At 36.7% G+C, this 15,786-nt stretch carries 20 protein-coding genes; 5 read left to right on the forward strand and 15 right to left on the reverse strand.

The window, feature by feature from the left end; all coding sequences use genetic code 11:
• Positions 1–8: 8 nt before the first annotated feature.
• The 4 genes from HYQ40_08415 to HYQ40_08430 all read right to left on the reverse strand — a co-directional run bounded on the left by HYQ40_08415 (position 9) and on the right by HYQ40_08430 (position 1,243).
• Positions 9–275: a hypothetical protein gene (locus tag HYQ40_08415; protein MBZ6527802.1), complete on the reverse strand. Its 267-nt coding sequence runs from the start codon at positions 273–275 to the stop codon at positions 9–11.
• A 149-nt stretch (positions 276–424) separates the two neighbouring features.
• Positions 425–673, reverse strand: a complete 249-nt coding sequence (locus HYQ40_08420; GenBank protein MBZ6527803.1) for a hypothetical protein — start codon at positions 671–673, stop codon at positions 425–427.
• Between the two features lie 42 nt (positions 674–715).
• Entirely contained in the window at positions 716–1,012 is a 297-nt protein-coding gene (locus HYQ40_08425) for a helix-turn-helix domain-containing protein (GenBank protein ID MBZ6527804.1), read from the reverse strand.
• Positions 1,013–1,243: a helix-turn-helix transcriptional regulator gene (locus HYQ40_08430; GenBank protein MBZ6527805.1), complete on the reverse strand. Its 231-nt coding sequence runs from the start codon at positions 1,241–1,243 to the stop codon at positions 1,013–1,015.
• 123 nt (positions 1,244–1,366) lie between these two features.
• On the opposite strand from HYQ40_08430, the gene HYQ40_08435 reads away from it, so the two are divergent.
• Together HYQ40_08435 and HYQ40_08440 are read left to right on the forward strand one after the other, a co-directional pair.
• On the forward strand, positions 1,367–2,008 hold the full coding sequence (locus tag HYQ40_08435) for a helix-turn-helix transcriptional regulator (protein ID MBZ6527806.1): 642 nt from the start codon (positions 1,367–1,369) through the stop codon (positions 2,006–2,008).
• Between the two features lie 60 nt (positions 2,009–2,068).
• On the forward strand, positions 2,069–3,214 hold the full coding sequence (locus HYQ40_08440) for a site-specific integrase (GenBank protein MBZ6527807.1): 1,146 nt from the start codon (positions 2,069–2,071) through the stop codon (positions 3,212–3,214).
• Between the two features lie 99 nt (positions 3,215–3,313).
• Here the strand turns inward: HYQ40_08440 and HYQ40_08445 are convergent, their stop codons facing one another.
• From HYQ40_08445 to HYQ40_08465, 5 genes are all read right to left on the reverse strand, one after another.
• Positions 3,314–3,583: a type B 50S ribosomal protein L31 gene (locus tag HYQ40_08445; GenBank protein ID MBZ6527808.1), complete on the reverse strand. Its 270-nt coding sequence runs from the start codon at positions 3,581–3,583 to the stop codon at positions 3,314–3,316.
• Positions 3,584–3,722: 139 nt separating this feature from the next.
• Entirely contained in the window at positions 3,723–3,923 is a 201-nt protein-coding gene (locus HYQ40_08450) for a hypothetical protein (protein MBZ6527809.1), read from the reverse strand.
• 69 nt (positions 3,924–3,992) lie between these two features.
• Positions 3,993–4,403: a GNAT family N-acetyltransferase gene (locus tag HYQ40_08455; protein ID MBZ6527810.1), complete on the reverse strand. Its 411-nt coding sequence runs from the start codon at positions 4,401–4,403 to the stop codon at positions 3,993–3,995.
• Between the two features lie 2 nt (positions 4,404–4,405).
• Positions 4,406–4,627 carry a hypothetical protein gene (locus HYQ40_08460; protein MBZ6527811.1) on the reverse strand — a complete coding sequence of 74 codons (222 nt, stop codon included), beginning with the start codon at positions 4,625–4,627 and terminating at the stop codon, positions 4,406–4,408.
• Between the two features lie 12 nt (positions 4,628–4,639).
• Complete coding sequence (locus tag HYQ40_08465; GenBank protein MBZ6527812.1) at positions 4,640–5,092, reverse strand: aminoacyl-tRNA deacylase; 453 nt, start codon at positions 5,090–5,092, stop codon at positions 4,640–4,642.
• A 193-nt stretch (positions 5,093–5,285) separates the two neighbouring features.
• Between HYQ40_08465 and ade the strand changes: the two genes are divergently transcribed.
• Positions 5,286–7,025 carry an adenine deaminase gene (ade, locus tag HYQ40_08470; protein MBZ6527813.1) on the forward strand — a complete coding sequence of 580 codons (1,740 nt, stop codon included), beginning with the start codon at positions 5,286–5,288 and terminating at the stop codon, positions 7,023–7,025.
• A 24-nt stretch (positions 7,026–7,049) separates the two neighbouring features.
• On the opposite strand, the gene HYQ40_08475 is transcribed toward ade, so the two are convergent.
• From HYQ40_08475 to HYQ40_08490, 4 genes are all read right to left on the reverse strand, one after another.
• Positions 7,050–7,943, reverse strand: a complete 894-nt coding sequence (locus HYQ40_08475; protein MBZ6527814.1) for a phosphotransferase — start codon at positions 7,941–7,943, stop codon at positions 7,050–7,052.
• 169 nt (positions 7,944–8,112) lie between these two features.
• Positions 8,113–9,378, reverse strand: coding sequence for a transcription termination factor Rho (gene rho, locus HYQ40_08480; protein ID MBZ6527815.1), 1,266 nt, complete (start codon positions 9,376–9,378; stop codon positions 8,113–8,115).
• A gap of 140 nt (positions 9,379–9,518) precedes the next feature.
• A complete protein-coding gene (locus tag HYQ40_08485) occupies positions 9,519–10,790 on the reverse strand; it encodes a UDP-N-acetylglucosamine 1-carboxyvinyltransferase (GenBank protein ID MBZ6527816.1) in 1,272 nt (423 codons plus the stop codon).
• A gap of 10 nt (positions 10,791–10,800) precedes the next feature.
• Entirely contained in the window at positions 10,801–11,631 is an 831-nt protein-coding gene (locus tag HYQ40_08490; GenBank protein MBZ6527817.1) for a hypothetical protein, read from the reverse strand.
• A gap of 284 nt (positions 11,632–11,915) precedes the next feature.
• On the opposite strand from HYQ40_08490, the gene HYQ40_08495 reads away from it, so the two are divergent.
• Both HYQ40_08495 and HYQ40_08500 read left to right on the forward strand, forming a co-directional pair.
• The gene (locus HYQ40_08495; GenBank protein ID MBZ6527818.1) at positions 11,916–12,623 is read left to right on the forward strand and encodes a hypothetical protein; all 708 of its coding nucleotides are present in this window, start codon (positions 11,916–11,918) and stop codon (positions 12,621–12,623) included.
• Positions 12,624–12,632: 9 nt separating this feature from the next.
• The gene (locus HYQ40_08500; GenBank protein ID MBZ6527819.1) at positions 12,633–13,220 is read left to right on the forward strand and encodes a hypothetical protein; all 588 of its coding nucleotides are present in this window, start codon (positions 12,633–12,635) and stop codon (positions 13,218–13,220) included.
• 216 nt (positions 13,221–13,436) lie between these two features.
• Here the strand turns inward: HYQ40_08500 and fba are convergent, their stop codons facing one another.
• Positions 13,437–14,294, reverse strand: a complete 858-nt coding sequence (gene fba / locus HYQ40_08505) for a class II fructose-1,6-bisphosphate aldolase (protein MBZ6527820.1) — start codon at positions 14,292–14,294, stop codon at positions 13,437–13,439.
• A 166-nt stretch (positions 14,295–14,460) separates the two neighbouring features.
• Complete coding sequence (locus HYQ40_08510; protein ID MBZ6527821.1) at positions 14,461–15,741, reverse strand: MFS transporter; 1,281 nt, start codon at positions 15,739–15,741, stop codon at positions 14,461–14,463.
• Positions 15,742–15,786: the final 45 nt, after the last annotated feature.

Genomic DNA, 15,786 nt, shown 5'->3' on the forward strand with positions numbered 1-15,786 from the left:
TTAATTAATTAGTTATCTCCACCATCGAGTGTATTTTCATAACTAAAGGTACTGTCCTCTAAGTCATGTAGAATGTCATTAGCAATTAATTCCAGTTGCTCTAGCGTGAAAAGTTCCGCATTTATTTCATCTGAATCAACATGCCCATTTGATATATCATCTTGAATTTTTCGCATTACACTTCGATTCGTATAATTTATTGCTATCAATTGAGAAACCACTCTACCTAACTCATAAGCCAACAAGTTCGCTGTCATTTTATTTGTTTTTTTCATTTTATTTTCTCCCTCTTGTATGCTTGCTGTTAATTATTTGCAATTTATGTTACAATTAGGGAAAGACAAAATACCTACGCTCGTGGTTATCTTGTCAAACCCTGCCATAGTTAGTTGCCGCTTCCTATGGTCTTTTTTTATGTTCTTTTTTATTCTTCATCGTCACGTAACTCGTATAATGTTGAAGCCACTTTTTCTAAATCATCTAATAAAGTTTGATTTGTTTCGAACATTAATTCAAAAATTCCATCTACCACATGCATATGGTATTTTGGATCTGTTTCTTTGTCTGCGATACTTTCAAGATTCATTACCACTTGATAAAGCTCAATCAAATTCATAACATTTGATACTTTGCTAATTGCCTCGCTTAATTGTACTTTCACAACTTTTTCCATTCTATAATCTCTCCCTTTTACTGCGTGGTGTGTGCAGCGGTTTTAAATTTTATATTTACTTACAATAATTTCCTCTACATCTTCTAATCTAAATAACAATTGTCGCCCCACCTTATAGCAAGGTAATCCACTAGCTAACATATCATCTAGAACTTGTTGTCCTATACCCAACATACTTTTTAATGTTGTTTGATTGACGAATTTGTTGCCCGGATCAATATTTCGACTCAACTCTTGTATCGTTTCAAAATTTGTATCTCTAACCACATCACGAATAGTAGCCACAACTTCTGGGGATAGTAATTCGAATAAATATTTTGTTTCTGTTTTTTCTGCCATTTACATCACCCTCTCACTATCGGCGTCTTTATTGATTAAAAAAAAGGGGAACAATTGATTTATTTTTAACAACACATTAAAACTTGGTAACGTTCTACCGTTTTCTATGTCTGAATAATACGTTCTGGATATTCCAATAGCATCTGCACATTGTTTTTGTGTCCATTTTTTTCTTTTTCGCCCTATTAACATCGATTCGCTTATGTTTTGAATAATTTTTTCACGATCCATGATCCTCACCCTCTTTCTATCGGCGTCTTAATAATTATAGTATACACTTTGATTCTAACGGCGTCAATAGTTATTTACTATCGGCGTCTTTTTTTGTATAATAGCTTTAGCGGAGGTGAAAATATGTATAATATAGGAGAGAATATTAAGAAAATAAGGCTCGAACAAAATAAAACTCAAGCCGAATTTGCTAAACAAGTTGGATTATCACGCTCGTATTTAGGTGATTTAGAAAATAATAGAAAAAGCCCTAGTGTAGAAACGATCGAAAAGTTAGCAAAAAATATTGGGGTGTCAATGCGTTACCTATTTGAAGGTGAAGATTATAAACACTTCGAACTCACAGGTTCGAGTATAAAATATGACGAATTAAAATTAGAATTTGAGTATAATGAAAAATACTGGTTAAAGTGCAATTTTGAATTTGATCTTTTAAATGACATAGTGGCTAACAAAATTTTCCCTATTGATATCGAGACAAAATTAGCAGTGAACTATTATTTTTCATTTTATCTTAAAGAGGGAGAGGAATGTAATCCAACAAAAAGCTTTTTGCCTGATTTAGAAAACAATTTTTATAATGAAATTTATTCTAGTTTCTTTTCCTTTTATCAAGGCAGAATCTTTGCGTTTTTATCAGAATATATCAAAACGAATGAACGTAAAGTGACCTTGAAAAACGGTTCTGTTATAACATTAGACTTCCCCTCTGGGTTTGCTATATTCAATGAAGGCAATAGTCTAGACTTTATTACTGTTCTCTAATATCACGTCTTCCCCCAACCTAAAAACATGTGGTGTGTGCGGTGGTGGAAGGGATAAAAAATGATTAAAGAATATTATTTAAAAGATGGATCTAAACGGTTCATGTACACAGGTTATTATGGGACTAACCCACTAACTGGTAAAAAAATTATCACTAAGAAAAGAGGTTTTAAATCTCGTAAAGAAGCTAAACTTGCTGAAGCTAGATTTAAAGTGCAGCTTGAAGATGAAGAATATTCACAGAATGCTAACAAGAAGATAAAATTCAAAGAATTGTGCGATGAGTGGTTAGAACTTTATAAGACAACTGTAAAAGGAAGCACGTTTAAAACACAAAAAACAGTCATTCAGAAGCACGTATTGCCTTATTATGGGAATATGTATGTGGATAAAATTAAGCTCCCACACTGCCAAAAATACGCTAATCAACAACGTGATAAATTAGTGAAGTACCACAATAGCGTGAACTTGGCATATCGTATTCTTCAGCATGGTGTTCATCTCGGATATATAAAAGATAATCCAGCGATGAATATCATTCGTCCTAAGCCTAAAAAATCAGAATATGTTCCTAATTGGTGGACTAAACAAGAATTAAACACATTCTTAACATGCGTACAAGAATCTGATTTTGATTCTAATGTGAAAACACAATTACAATTACTTGCTTTTACGGGTATGCGCAAAGGGGAAGCCCTTGCCTTATTGTGGACTGATATAGACTTTAATAACAACACAATCAGCATTACTAAGACTGTAGGGCGCACTGAAGAAGGTTATAAGGTAGAAGGTGAAGGAGCTAAGACAAAAGCGGGAAACCGTATTATTTCGATTGATTCTAACACCATGAATGCACTCAAAAAACATAGACTAGATCAAAAGAAAACTCTGTTCATGCGGGGTCTTAAAGATAAAGGAAAGAAGCAACTCGTTTTTTCTAGTGAAGAGAATGAGCTGCTCTACAGTGATTTTATAAACTATTATATGAGTAAAATCATCAAGATTAATAAACTTAGACACATTACTGTTCATCAGCTTCGACACACTCACATATCTATTCTTTTTGAAATGGGAACACCAATTAAAGAAGTTCAAGATAGAGTTGGGCATGAAGATTATAAAACGACTATGGATATTTATAACCACATCAACAAAGATCAGAAGGATAAAACAGCTGTAGAATTTGCTAATTTCTTAGCTAATTAGAGTGAAAGTTAGCCAAAAGTTAGCCATTAAACAAAAAAGAGGTCTACTGCTATGAACAGTAAACCTCTTGAATGTTGTATTAACAACGTTTCTATGCTATTAGTCTTCTTGTTTTGCGTTCTTGTCTGCGAAACCGAATTTTTTGTTGAAACGGTCCACACGTCCATCGGCTTGCGTGAATTTTTGACGTCCAGTATAGAATGGATGAGAATCTGAAGAGATCTCGATACGGATTAATGGATATGAGTTTCCATCTTCCCACTCTACTGTTTCGTTTGATGTTCTAGTAGAACCTGATAAAAATTCAAAACCTGTCGTTGTATCACGGAATACTACTTGAGTATATTCTGGATGAATTCCTGATTTCATATGTCTACTTCCTTTCTGCCGTGATCTATTTGCTAAATCACAGTTAGTTATTATGCATCTGCGTGCAACATCAGTATAATACCACGATTGTTATTTGAATGCAAAGACTATTTTTACTTTTTATATAATAATTTTAGTCTTATTCTTCGTCATCCTTCTCGCCTTCATTCTCCTCTTGATTAAAAGCACCGCTAGTGCCTATACCCGCTCCTAGAGCTATACCAATAGCCATCCCTATTGCAAGATTGTCCATCATCAGACCAATTACTGCCCCGAGGGCTATACCTACACCCATACCTATTTCTGTGCTATTATTTCCTTTTTTGTTCCGCTTACTCATTGAACAGTCCTCCTCGGTTTGCTGTTTCAATTATAAACTCCACGCTGATCTTTTTTTATTCTACGTTAATTAATTATCATTTTTTGAAAAACCTAGTGTGCCTAAGTCGGTAAAAGCATCCATTCCCATCGTCTGGTAAAATGCTTTTGTTTTGGGCGTATCTTCTGTTGTTAGTATGATTTGCTTTGCATAGCTAATCTCGTTTAACATTTGCTCCATTAATTGCCGACCAATTCCTTGACGGTGGTAATCTGGGTGAACGAGTATATCTTGGATATAAGCAATATAAACACCGTCACCTACAACTCGAATCAACCCAATTAACCGGTCATCATCCCAAGCTGCTAGATAGTGTCTCGCACCTTTGAGTAAACTCGTTAAATCAGTATTGTCTTTCGTATACGCACTCCAACCAACACTTTCATATAAGTTAAGTAATGCTTCGTGAGTAATAGATTGATTCCGATTATACTCAATCATCTTTAGAGATCCATCTTGTTTAATACATCTCGAAGTAATATTAATTCCTCTTGAGTAAAGGTTAGTCCTTTCCCCATCTTGTCGTATTCTGGACTCCAATCACGAATATCATATTTTGGTTCACGCTCGTTCCAGCTTACTTTCGTTAATTCTTTTGACCAACCTTTAGCGTTCTCACCTAATTGTCCGTAATGTTCGATAATTTCATATTTAAAATCTGCCATGTTATCTCTCCTTTAATTTTCTGTCTTAATATCTGCGAGTTTAAAATCAATCATTTCTACTAAATCTCTAGGGTTCACTTCAACAGAAAAGCCCACTTTCCCGCCACTGAATAAAATCTTGTCATACTCTCTTGCAGATTCATCCAAGACGGTTTCAAATTGCTTCTTCATTCCAATCGGTGAACAACCTCCGTGCATGTAACCTGTTAATGGAAGTAAATCCTTCTCTTTAATCATCTGAATATTTTTCTCTGCTACTACTTTTGCTGCTTTTTTCAAATTGAGTTCATGTGTAACTGGGATAACAAATACGTAATGTTCACCTGATTTCCCCTGTGTGACAAGCGTTTTAAAAATCGGTGAAGCAACTTGTAATTCGCCAACATCTTCCCATTGATACCCCGCGTATTCAACTTTTTTCTGCTCTAGAACACGCATAACATTCGTTTTATCCCTTTTCGCCATCTTTCATCACCTGTCTTAACCTTCTTTACACTATGTATTATAACCGAAATACAAGTTACCTCAAAATAAGAGCTCTCTCTTAAATAAACACGAACAATCATCTCTATACTATACACATTGTCCGCATAACAATGGAAGCAATAACTATGTTCTACTATTATAGATGAAAGCTATTTTTTCAAAGGAGGATATCATGAATAAAGCATCACTAAAACATTTAATCGACGTCGCTGCAGGACGAAAAACTGCCGATCTCGTTATTAAAAATGCACGCATTGTCGATGTATACCAAGGTCAATTAATTGATGGAGATATTGCAATTACGGATGGAATCATTGCGGGAATTGGTGGCAATTACGACGGGAAAATGGTGCATGATTTAGCTGGTAAAATTGTCGCACCTGGCTTAATCGAACCACACATTCATGTTGAATCGTCATACGTTACTCCCGAAGAATTTGCGCGTTTATTAGCAATACATGGAACAACAACGGCATTGGCTGATCCTCATGAGATTGTTAACGTGGCGGGAATGAATGGATTAAACTATATGATTAATGCATCAAAAGATGTTGGGATTGACATCCGGTACATGATGCCATCCTGTGTCCCAGCAACAAATATGGAAAATTCAGGGGCAGTTATTACCGCTGATGATATGATTCAGCCACTTGCCACCGGCCAAGTAGATGGATTAGCTGAATTTATGAATTTTCCGGGCATTATTAATAATGAAGATAGTGTGATTGATAAAATTATGGTAGCTCGTCAATACGGCAAACGTATTGACGGCCATAGTCCGATGGTCGCTGGTAAAGATTTGAATGCTTATATAGCAGCTGGAGTTGAAAATGACCATGAATGTACATCAATAGAAGAAATGCATGAACGTCTAAGTCGCGGGATGTATGTCTTCTTACGTGAAGGTTCTGTTACTCAGAACTTACGTATGTTACTTAAGGGCGTAACAGCTCACAATAGCCGCCGGTGCCTCTTATCAGGAGATGATGTTCAAGCGAAGACGCTATTAGAATTAGGTCATCTAGATAATAGTTTACGCATTTGTGTTGAAGAAGGGATTAACCCGATTACTGCGATTCAAATGGCCACACTTAACACCGCTGAAGCTACGCGTCTTCGTGACCGCGGGGCTGTTGCACCAGGGTTACGAGCTGATCTAATCGTATTCGATACGCTCGATAATTTAACTGTTCGACGTACTTATGTTGAAGGACAATTGGTTGCTAAAGATGGTGAGTACTTAATCCCACTAGAACGCACAAGCTACGAAGAGGTTGAATCAAGCGTACAATATAAAGATTTCAGTGAAGAGCGCTTAGCTTTACCTTTAGAATCTAATACCGTTCGTGCGATTGAAGTCGTAGAACAAGAAGTTATTACCAACGAAGCTATCTTAAAAGTAGACCGAGATAGCGAAGGGAACTTCCAATATAATTCAGAAATTCCTGTCGTTAAAATCGCCGTTATTGAGCGCCATCACTTGACAGGCAATGTCTGTGTCGCTTTATTAAAAGACTACGGCATTAAACACGGTGCTATCGCCCAATCCATTGCTCACGATAATCATAACGTTGTAGTCGCTGGAACGAATGACTCTGACATGGCATTCGCTGTAGAAGAGCTGGAACGTCTCCAAGGCGGGGTTGTGCTTGTTAAAGACGGCCAAGTTATCGCTGATCTCCCATTACCCGTTGGTGGATTGATGAGTGATTTAACAGCTGAAGAAGTCATGAAGCAACAAGATGCTTTAAACAAAGTCGCACACGAGGAACTGGAGATTTCTCACCGTGTTGACCCGATTATGACCTTAAGTTTCATGCCCCTTTCGGTCATTCCCACACTTAAAATAACCGATATGGGCTTAGTTGATGTAACTAAATTCGAATTTGTCTCTGTATCAATTACCGAATAAAACCCACAAAAAAACGGGCAGCTGTTAAATGACAGACTGCTCGTTTTTTAATGTATTTATCAATTGTAGGATTCTAATTTGTTTGGATAGCTCTGCTTTTATGTAATCATCAACATCATTTGTCTGTCCAAATTGATTAATAATCACCACAATCCCTCTCGCTATCCATAGATTGATAGACGTAATTAGTTGCGACCAAATGATAGGCTGGTTGGTGAGTAGATAGCCTTCAGCGAATGACCGTAATTGATTGATTAAGTGCACATCTGGTAGTTGCCAATTAAACGTTGTCAACATGATAGCAGCAATATCAAAATGCAGATTTCCTTGACGAACTTCTCCAAAATCAATAATATGGATACGATTATGGTTAAAGAGCAAGTTCCACTTACCTAAGTCACCATGAATATAACCAGTCACTGGTAGTTGATTCTCAATCGCATCATTAATCAAATCAACCACTTGCTTAGGTAAACTCACATTCGTTTCTTGCAACTTAGTCCACTCTTTTATCAAGTTGAATCTATCAGGTTGACCTAAAGATGGATTCATATCCGATATTTGCTTATGAAAAAGTCCAATGATTCTACCTAAGTAGCTATAGTCTATGCCTTGATCATGATTGACTTCGTTTGGAAGAAATACTTGTAAGTTATAAACGTATTTACCTACTTGTATACACGGTTCCCCATTTTTTGTTAGTAATATCTCAGGCGAAATATGAGTACCCGCTAACCTCCGTGTCACTTCATACTCCGCTTCAGCTTGGTCATTTGACATTAACTGTCTCAAAATATAATGTCGCTCTTGTGTCTTCACGAGTTGGGCTTGCGAACTATTCCCGCTTGCTAATCTTTCTATATCGATTATTGAACCCATAGGATAAGCTTCTTGAAGTTTCTTTATTATCTCATTCATCTTGCACCTCTTTAACATTTATGTCACTTCTATTCTTATCTAAATTCGACTATCAGTCAATTTAATAAAAGATAACTGGAACAACTGCTTCCATTCCTCGAAATAATCCATTTATCCCACATAAAAAACGACATCACTTTCATGATGTCGCCTACTTGTTTCAAATATTTTATTTTTGGACTAATTTTTCAATTTGCCCTAAGAATTCTTCATTATTATCCGTATGGCGCAACACACCAATTAATTGATCTGTATACTCTAGTGAGTTGCCTACCATCATCTTACGGAACTTCCAAATCTTATCTAATTCTGATTCTGGAATTAATAACTCCTCTTTACGTGTACCCGAACGCTGAATGTCAATCGCTGGGAAGATACGACGTTCTGCAAGTTGACGCGATAAATGAATTTCCATATTACCTGTCCCTTTGAACTCTTCATAGATTAAATCATCCATACGGCTACCTGTATCAACTAAAGCAGTCGCTAAAATTGTTAATGAACCACCGTCTTCGATATTACGCGCAGCTCCGAAGAAACGTTTTGGGAAGTAAAATGATGCTGGGTCTAATCCCCCACTTAACGTACGGCCACTTGGTTTTACAACTAAGTTGTAAGCACGAGCCAGACGCGTAATACTATCCATTAAGATAACAACATCACGTCCATCTTCAACAAGGCGCATCGCACGGTCTAACACAAGTTCTGCAATTCGAATATGGTTCTCTGGTTTTTGATCAAAAGTTGATGACACAACTTCACCTTTAACACTTCGTTCAATATCCGTTACTTCTTCTGGACGCTCATCAATTAACATCACAATTAATTCAGCATCGGGATAATTTTCTGAAACACCGTTCGCAATGCTTTTCAGCGTTGAAGTCTTTCCTGCTTTAGGAGGCGAGACGATTAAGCCCCTTTGACCAAAACCAATCGGTGAAAACACATCGATTAAACGATTACTGATGGCATTTTGCTTATACTCTAATTTAATTTGTTCCTCTGGATATAGAGGCGTTAAACTAGGGAAGTGGTCACGTTGCTTAGCTTCTTCTGGATCTTTACCGTTAACAGTCGAGATTTGCATCAAGCCGTAATAACGTTCATTTGATTTTGGCGGACGGGCTGGTCCAGCCACTTTATCCCCGTTCCTTAAATCAAATCGACGAATCTGTGAATTTGATATGTAAATATCTTCTTGACTAGGGGAATAGTTAATTGGACGTAGAAACCCGAAACCATCGCCGGGTAAAATATCTAAAACTCCTTCAACTTGGAAGAAGCCTTGTTTTTCTTCTTGTGTTCGCATAATAGCTAAAGCGAGCTCTTTTTTACTTAATTCACTATAATTAGGAATTTTCAGTTCACGCGCGTAGCCATATAATTCTTTTACATCTTTATTTAATAATGTCGGTAATGAAAATGCATCTGTCATTTTATCAGTTCCTTTTCTTTGCTTGAATTCACTAGGGGAGATAACTAAGTGGGTAAGTATGGAGACTAAAAGTAAATATAAAAATAAATTTGGGCAGAACTTAAATCCATTCTGCCCAAATATTAGTAACATTGCGTGACTTATTCTTCGATTGAATCGTCTTCAATCATTTCAATATCTGCACCAATAGCACGGAGTTTACCTACGATATCTGTATAACCTCTTAAGATATTTTCTACTCCAGAAATCTCAGTTTCACCGTCAGCAATTAAAGCAGCGATAACTAGACAAGCTCCGGCACGTAAATCGCTTGCACGAACAGGTGCACCTGAAAGTTTCAACGGTCCACTAATACGAATAATGTCGCCATCTACTTTGATGTTGGCCCCCATACGGTTTAATTCTGGAATATGTTTAACACGTTGTGGATAAATTGTGTCCATGATTGTTCCTTCACCAATTGCTTTTAGAAGTAATGGTGTAAATGGTTGTTGTAAGTCTGTCGCAAAACCAGGATACGGTAATGTTTTAATATTCACCATGTTTAAATTATCTGATTTTTTAATATCGATTGAATCTTCACCAATCTCCATCATAGCGCCCATCTCATCTAATTTAGCAATATAACTTTCGATATGCTCGTAGATAACATTCGTCACACGAACATTCTCACCCATCGCTACCGCAGCAGTGATATATGTCCCTGCTTCAATACGGTCAGGAATAATTGTATGGTTTGTTCCGTGAATCTCATCAACACCTTCGATACGGATAATGCTCGTTCCAGCACCACGGATATTCGCTCCCATCTTGTTCAGCAATGTAACAACATCAATAATTTCTGGTTCACGCGCAGCATTTTCGATAATTGTCTTACCCTTTGCACGTACTGAAGCAAGGATTGCATTAATTGTTGCTCCAACTGAAACAACGTCCATGTAGATACGTGATCCTTCTAAACCATTTGGCGTTGATAATGTAATCACACCAAATTCATCTTCAACATTTGCTCCTAACGAACGGAACGCTTTAATATGTTGGTCAATTGGACGAGGCCCTAAGAAACAACCACCAGGTAAACCGATAACACCTTCACCAAATTTAGATAATGTTGCTCCCATAAAGTAATACGATGCACGTAAACTTTGGATCTTACCTGTTGGCATAGGAATTGACACCATATTTGTTGGGTCAATCATTAGTGTATTATCTTTAAATTCAGTCTTTACATTAAAGTCAGCAAGGATTTCAAGTAAAGAATGAACATCTTGAATGTCAGGAACTCCCTCTAATACAACGGGTGAATCAGCAATAATTGCGGCTGGTATTAAAGCCACCGTACTGTTCTTTGCACCATTGATTGTAATTTCCCCGTTAAGAGGCTTTCCTCCACGAATAACTAATTTTTTCATGATTATCTCCTTAATTCATAATATCCTGTATGTTATTTTTAATTGCTTTATTTAATTCATTCAAAATCGCCCATTGACGTTTGTCATTAAGATCAGCTAATAGTAATGCTTCTTGGAGTAGACGATGAATTTGCTTCATTGACATACCCGTTCTGCGCTCTACTAATTCATCACTCACATAAATAACTTCATGAGCAACAATATTTCGAACATACTTTTCAATATGTCGTAAAGAAACTGATTTAGCTCTGACTTCATCATTTTTACTATGATCATCAATCAGTTTGAGTAAATGACTCGAACTCACATAATGCTTGTAGTTAAAGCGATCGCCGTAGTATTTATTAAACGTCTCAAAAACCATATTCTTCTTGCTTTCGATAACAGACTGCTTCCATTGTAGACCACGATAGATAGGTTTACCCTCAGCATTTTCTTTCACTATCGGTTCGATGTATTCATTTAATTCTGGCATAAAATCATGCTCAATAATTAAACGCAACAAATCAACCAATAACGGACTGAGCGCACGAAAATAGTCCATATATTCCCGTCGTTCAAATTGGATATTCATATAATGTGAATAGCTATAAGCACGACGCTCTAGAAATGTTGGTTTGAGTAAATAGTGTCGCTCTACTTTTGGGGCAAGGTGCTCAATCTCTCGAATGTTTACATCGATAAACGCTTGAGCAAGCTGAATTGAGTGTAGTAGGTATGGTTCTTTCAGTGCGGTTTTTTCTTTCAAGTATGTTAATAATGGGCGGTATTGACGATATTCCAACATATGATCAATTAGCGCCACTTGAGTTTTATCTATTTTTGGGGAAGACTGTGCCACGGCTTAATTCTCCTTAAAATTTATATAGTAAGAGTATATCACAATGATTCATATTAATTAACACTCTTGTTTGGTCAATTCACTCTATAAACATCTATGATTCTAACATAAGCTTCACGCCCTTTAAAGAAAGGACTACTATATACGTTTTTTTCTTGTTAAAATATATATAATTCGATTTTTACTTAGAAAAAGATTGTCTATACAATACCATAACTTAATTACTGTTATGTAATAGTTATATGTCAAAACTAATGAACTGACTCGGAAAGGATAATTTATTTATGGAAGCTTTAAATAAGCCTCAAACAACATTCATAAATAGTGCGACAATAAAGATCATCGCGATGGTTTCAATGATGATTGACCATTTAGGTGCATTCGTTCTTTTACCTTGGCTACAAGCAGGTAATGGACAAGCGCATATCGACACATGGAGCACCGTATATACGACAAGCCGTTCAATTGGGCGTTTAGCCTTCCCTTTATTTTGTTTTTTAATTGTTGAAGGATTTAAACATACGAGCGATGTGAAAAAATACATGATGCGTCTTGGGATATTCGCTCTCATCTCAGAAATTCCGTTTGATTTAGCGAGATCACATACTTTTTTTGATTTTTCAGGTCAAAACGTGATGTTCACTCTACTCTTTGGTTTGATTGCGATATGGTGTATTAAACACTTCGATAATCTATTTTACCGATTAATCGGTGTGGCTTTATCCTTAATCATCGTAACCGTATTAAACACTGACTATTCATCACTCGGTGTATCGGTGCTTATTATTCTATACGTGCTCCGTGATTTCCGCTTATTCCAATCACTGCTTGGTGCCTTTGCCTTTATCGGAAGTTGGTTTGCGATGCCAGCGTTTATCATCACCTATTTTTATAATGGATTAAAGGGAAGTCTTAGCTCCAAAGCATTCTATTGGTTCTATCCCGTGCATTTATTATTATATTCGCTTATTGCTTATTTTTTAATATCTTAGGAGGTTATTATGAAAATTAATTATCCAATCAATGGAACAGAGGAAGAAATTAAACAAATAGAAGTCATTTATGAAGGCTATCCTGAATTGCCTTATATCTCGCCCGAGCGTAATCTCAAAAAGTGGATTCGCGACTTAAGCTTAACGAGTGAAACTCGCGTACCTCTACGTAATATGCAACGTACTCACGAAGGCTTACTTCCTGGAGATATCATTCTTTTGTGGCGTATTTCTTTGGGTACGTTCACAAATGAATCAGTTATGCCAAAATACTTCGAGTATGATTACGGTATTCATGCGCATCAATCATTAACAGACTTAATCATTGAAGGTTACGTCATTGAGGAATCGGCCTATGAATCGATGGATCACGTTACAGCCGCACTACTAAAAAGTTTATTAAAACTTAAACAAGTAAAAGGCTATTCTAAATTAAATAAAACGGATCTTGTCGAAGAAGTTAAAAAACATTACTCTGATGAAGAATTAGGCGAGTATTTTGATGTTCGAGGTACGCGTTTGAGTGAATCGGGTAAAAAAGCTTTAGCAAACAACCAATTTGTTATTGATAAACATCCAACAAAACCTGGTTACTAAGTAATCTAAGCACTGTCTTCAAGACAGTGTTTTTATTTGGGGTTAATCGCTTAATTCCAGTGAGAAGCACTTGAGACTTAATTACGACACTCTGCCTATTGGAGTGGCAAGGGCAAATTCCATTCATTAGTCAAATAAAAAAACCGTTTTAACAGAGATAAACTCCATTAGAACGGTTATTTTAAACGTACATATTTAATCGATGGGAATGATTAATTAAGCTTTGTTCGTTGAACCAAACATATCCATTGTTTCTTTAGTTGTCGCAGTAATTGCATCTTTACCAGGTGCGATTACTTTACGTGGATCATAAACTTTATCATCCGTGTTTAATTTTTCACGAACAGCTTTCGTCCATTGTTGTTGCAATTCAGTGTTAACGTTAATCTTAGCATGTCCAAAGCCAATTGCTTTTTTAACTTGGTGCTCTGGAATTCCTGATCCACCATGTAATACTAATGGAGTACCTGTAGCTTCAGAGATTTCTTCCATCTCTTTGAAACCTAATTGAGGCTCACCATCGTAAGTTCCGTGAACTGATCCTAAAGCAGCTGCTAATGCATCAACTTTAGCTTCTTGAACGATACGTACACATTCAGCTAAGTCAGCATATGAAACTCCACCAACAACACCGTCTTCTTCTCCACCAACAGTTCCAACTTCACCTTCAACTGAAGCGCCACGCTCGTGAGCATATTCAACAACTTGTTTAGTCATTGCGATATTGTCATCGATTGGGTGATGAGATCCGTCAATCATTACTGATGAGAAACCAGCGTCAATTGCGTCTTTACATGTGTCAAATGAAGATCCGTGGTCTAAGTGTAGAGCAACTGGTACTGTAATGTCCATTGTTTCCATTAAAGCGTTAACCATTGCTGCTACTACTTTAGTACCACCCATATATTTAGCTGCACCTTCTGATACACCTAAAATAGCCGGAGAGTTATTTTCTTTTGCAGCTGTTAATACTGCTTGAGTCCACTCAAGGTTGTTAATGTTGAATTGTCCTACAGCGTACCCTTCTTCTTTTGCTTTGTTTAACATATCTGTCATACTTACTAAACGAGTCATACTTAAAATTCCCCCTATAATGTTATTTTATACGTTTATTATACTCCAAAAACCGCGCTATTGCTAGTAAATAACAAAATTCCTGCTTTAGGGGACTTTGTATTCGCTGATACTTTACTTTTATTGAAAAAAAGTCCACCTGTCAAGGCGGACTTCTGAATTCAATTTATGCTTCAACTAATTTATCATTATACTTTATCTTTGCTTCAACTGGATCACTCTCAGATTTATCATGATTAATTGTACGATAATTATCTGCTTTTAATTGAGGGAGTGTAATCATAAAGACGAAACTGATAATATACAATCCACTTAAGAATAGCATGACTAAAGGAACTCCAGACATATCTAGAATATATCCAATAATCACTGATGAGAATCCACCTACAGCACGTCCTACGTTCAGAATAGTATTGTTAGCGATGGCACTAATTTTGTAAGAGTATAAGCGTGTAATAACAGCGCCGTACCCAGCAAACATCCCGTTCACAAAGAATCCGACGATTGCTCCACCAATTAATATTGACGCTGAGCTATTGGCAAAAGTGAATAAGTATACTGATACAGCTGAACTCAGTAAAAACATTCCATACGCTAAACGTGGGCCAATACGGTCTAAGATTTGACCGAAAACGAACATACCGATACACATTCCGATAATCGTTGCAATCATCCATGTTGATGATCCACTGACACTTACGCCAATGTTTTGTTGCATCATTGTGGGTAACCAGTTCATCATTCCAAAGTAACCGGCAATTTGTACCGTCGTCATAACCATTAAGACGATTGTTTGATATGACGTTTGACGGTCTTTGAATAAGTCTCGAATGCTTCCTTGTTTACTTTTATTCTCACTATCGGAATTGCTTTCAATGTGTAATTCTTCTTCGTTAACTGTACGACTCACCCAGAAAACGATCAAGATAGGTAGTAGACCGAATAAGAATAAGCCTCTCCAGCCAAATATCGGAGTAATCAGACCCGCTAATAAAGCTGACGTGATTGAACCAATTTGTCCCACAATCCCGTTGAGCGAACTAATTCGTCCCATCTTCTCTCTTGGAACAAGCCCTGCCATAATCGAAATGGCTACACCATACTCTCCTCCTACACCAATCCCTGCGATAAAACGCATAACGTATAAGTAGTAAATATTATCTGTAAAGAAGATTAAACCTGTTGCAATCGAAAAGATTAAAATTGTCCATTTGAATACTTTGAATTTACTGTAGCGGTCCGCTAGTATTCCGAATAGAATTCCACCAAACAACATTCCGAAGTTCGTAATCGTTGCGATCCAACCTGCTTGTGTACCTGAAATGCCTAGTTGTGAGATAATTGTAGACATCGAAAAAGCTAGAAACATGACATTTAAGTCATCCGTTCCTGAAGCGACGATGGCTGATAATAACGCGTTGCGTTGTGATTTATTTAAGTTTTCCATATTGTATAGTCTCCTTTAATGAATGCTCTCGGCATTCTTTATTAA

The organism is Aerococcaceae bacterium DSM 111021, from assembly GCA_020112395.1.
Lineage (GTDB): Bacteria > Bacillota > Bacilli > Lactobacillales > Aerococcaceae > Ruoffia.

What these genes read in the sequence shown, in the direction of transcription:
- HYQ40_08495 (MBZ6527818.1), top strand. Translation starts at nt 11,916, where the DNA reads ATGGAAGCTTTAAATAAGCCTCAAACAACATTCATAAATAGTGCGACA.
- HYQ40_08420 (MBZ6527803.1), bottom strand. Translation starts at nt 673, where the DNA reads ATGGAAAAAGTTGTGAAAGTACAATTAAGCGAGGCAATTAGCAAAGTA.
- HYQ40_08500 (MBZ6527819.1), top strand. Translation starts at nt 12,633, where the DNA reads ATGAAAATTAATTATCCAATCAATGGAACAGAGGAAGAAATTAAACAA.
- HYQ40_08465 (MBZ6527812.1), bottom strand. Translation starts at nt 5,092, where the DNA reads ATGGCGAAAAGGGATAAAACGAATGTTATGCGTGTTCTAGAGCAGAAA.
- ade (MBZ6527813.1), top strand. Translation starts at nt 5,286, where the DNA reads ATGAATAAAGCATCACTAAAACATTTAATCGACGTCGCTGCAGGACGA.
- fba (MBZ6527820.1), bottom strand. Translation starts at nt 14,294, where the DNA reads ATGACTCGTTTAGTAAGTATGACAGATATGTTAAACAAAGCAAAAGAA.
- HYQ40_08430 (MBZ6527805.1), bottom strand. Translation starts at nt 1,243, where the DNA reads ATGGATCGTGAAAAAATTATTCAAAACATAAGCGAATCGATGTTAATA.
- HYQ40_08460 (MBZ6527811.1), bottom strand. Translation starts at nt 4,627, where the DNA reads ATGGCAGATTTTAAATATGAAATTATCGAACATTACGGACAATTAGGT.
- HYQ40_08425 (MBZ6527804.1), bottom strand. Translation starts at nt 1,012, where the DNA reads ATGGCAGAAAAAACAGAAACAAAATATTTATTCGAATTACTATCCCCA.
- HYQ40_08445 (MBZ6527808.1), bottom strand. Translation starts at nt 3,583, where the DNA reads ATGAAATCAGGAATTCATCCAGAATATACTCAAGTAGTATTCCGTGAT.
- HYQ40_08450 (MBZ6527809.1), bottom strand. Translation starts at nt 3,923, where the DNA reads ATGAGTAAGCGGAACAAAAAAGGAAATAATAGCACAGAAATAGGTATG.
- rho (MBZ6527815.1), bottom strand. Translation starts at nt 9,378, where the DNA reads ATGACAGATGCATTTTCATTACCGACATTATTAAATAAAGATGTAAAA.
- HYQ40_08510 (MBZ6527821.1), bottom strand. Translation starts at nt 15,741, where the DNA reads ATGGAAAACTTAAATAAATCACAACGCAACGCGTTATTATCAGCCATC.
- HYQ40_08415 (MBZ6527802.1), bottom strand. Translation starts at nt 275, where the DNA reads ATGAAAAAAACAAATAAAATGACAGCGAACTTGTTGGCTTATGAGTTA.
- HYQ40_08475 (MBZ6527814.1), bottom strand. Translation starts at nt 7,943, where the DNA reads ATGAATGAGATAATAAAGAAACTTCAAGAAGCTTATCCTATGGGTTCA.
- HYQ40_08440 (MBZ6527807.1), top strand. Translation starts at nt 2,069, where the DNA reads ATGATTAAAGAATATTATTTAAAAGATGGATCTAAACGGTTCATGTAC.
- HYQ40_08435 (MBZ6527806.1), top strand. Translation starts at nt 1,367, where the DNA reads ATGTATAATATAGGAGAGAATATTAAGAAAATAAGGCTCGAACAAAAT.
- HYQ40_08485 (MBZ6527816.1), bottom strand. Translation starts at nt 10,790, where the DNA reads ATGAAAAAATTAGTTATTCGTGGAGGAAAGCCTCTTAACGGGGAAATT.
- HYQ40_08455 (MBZ6527810.1), bottom strand. Translation starts at nt 4,403, where the DNA reads ATGATTGAGTATAATCGGAATCAATCTATTACTCACGAAGCATTACTT.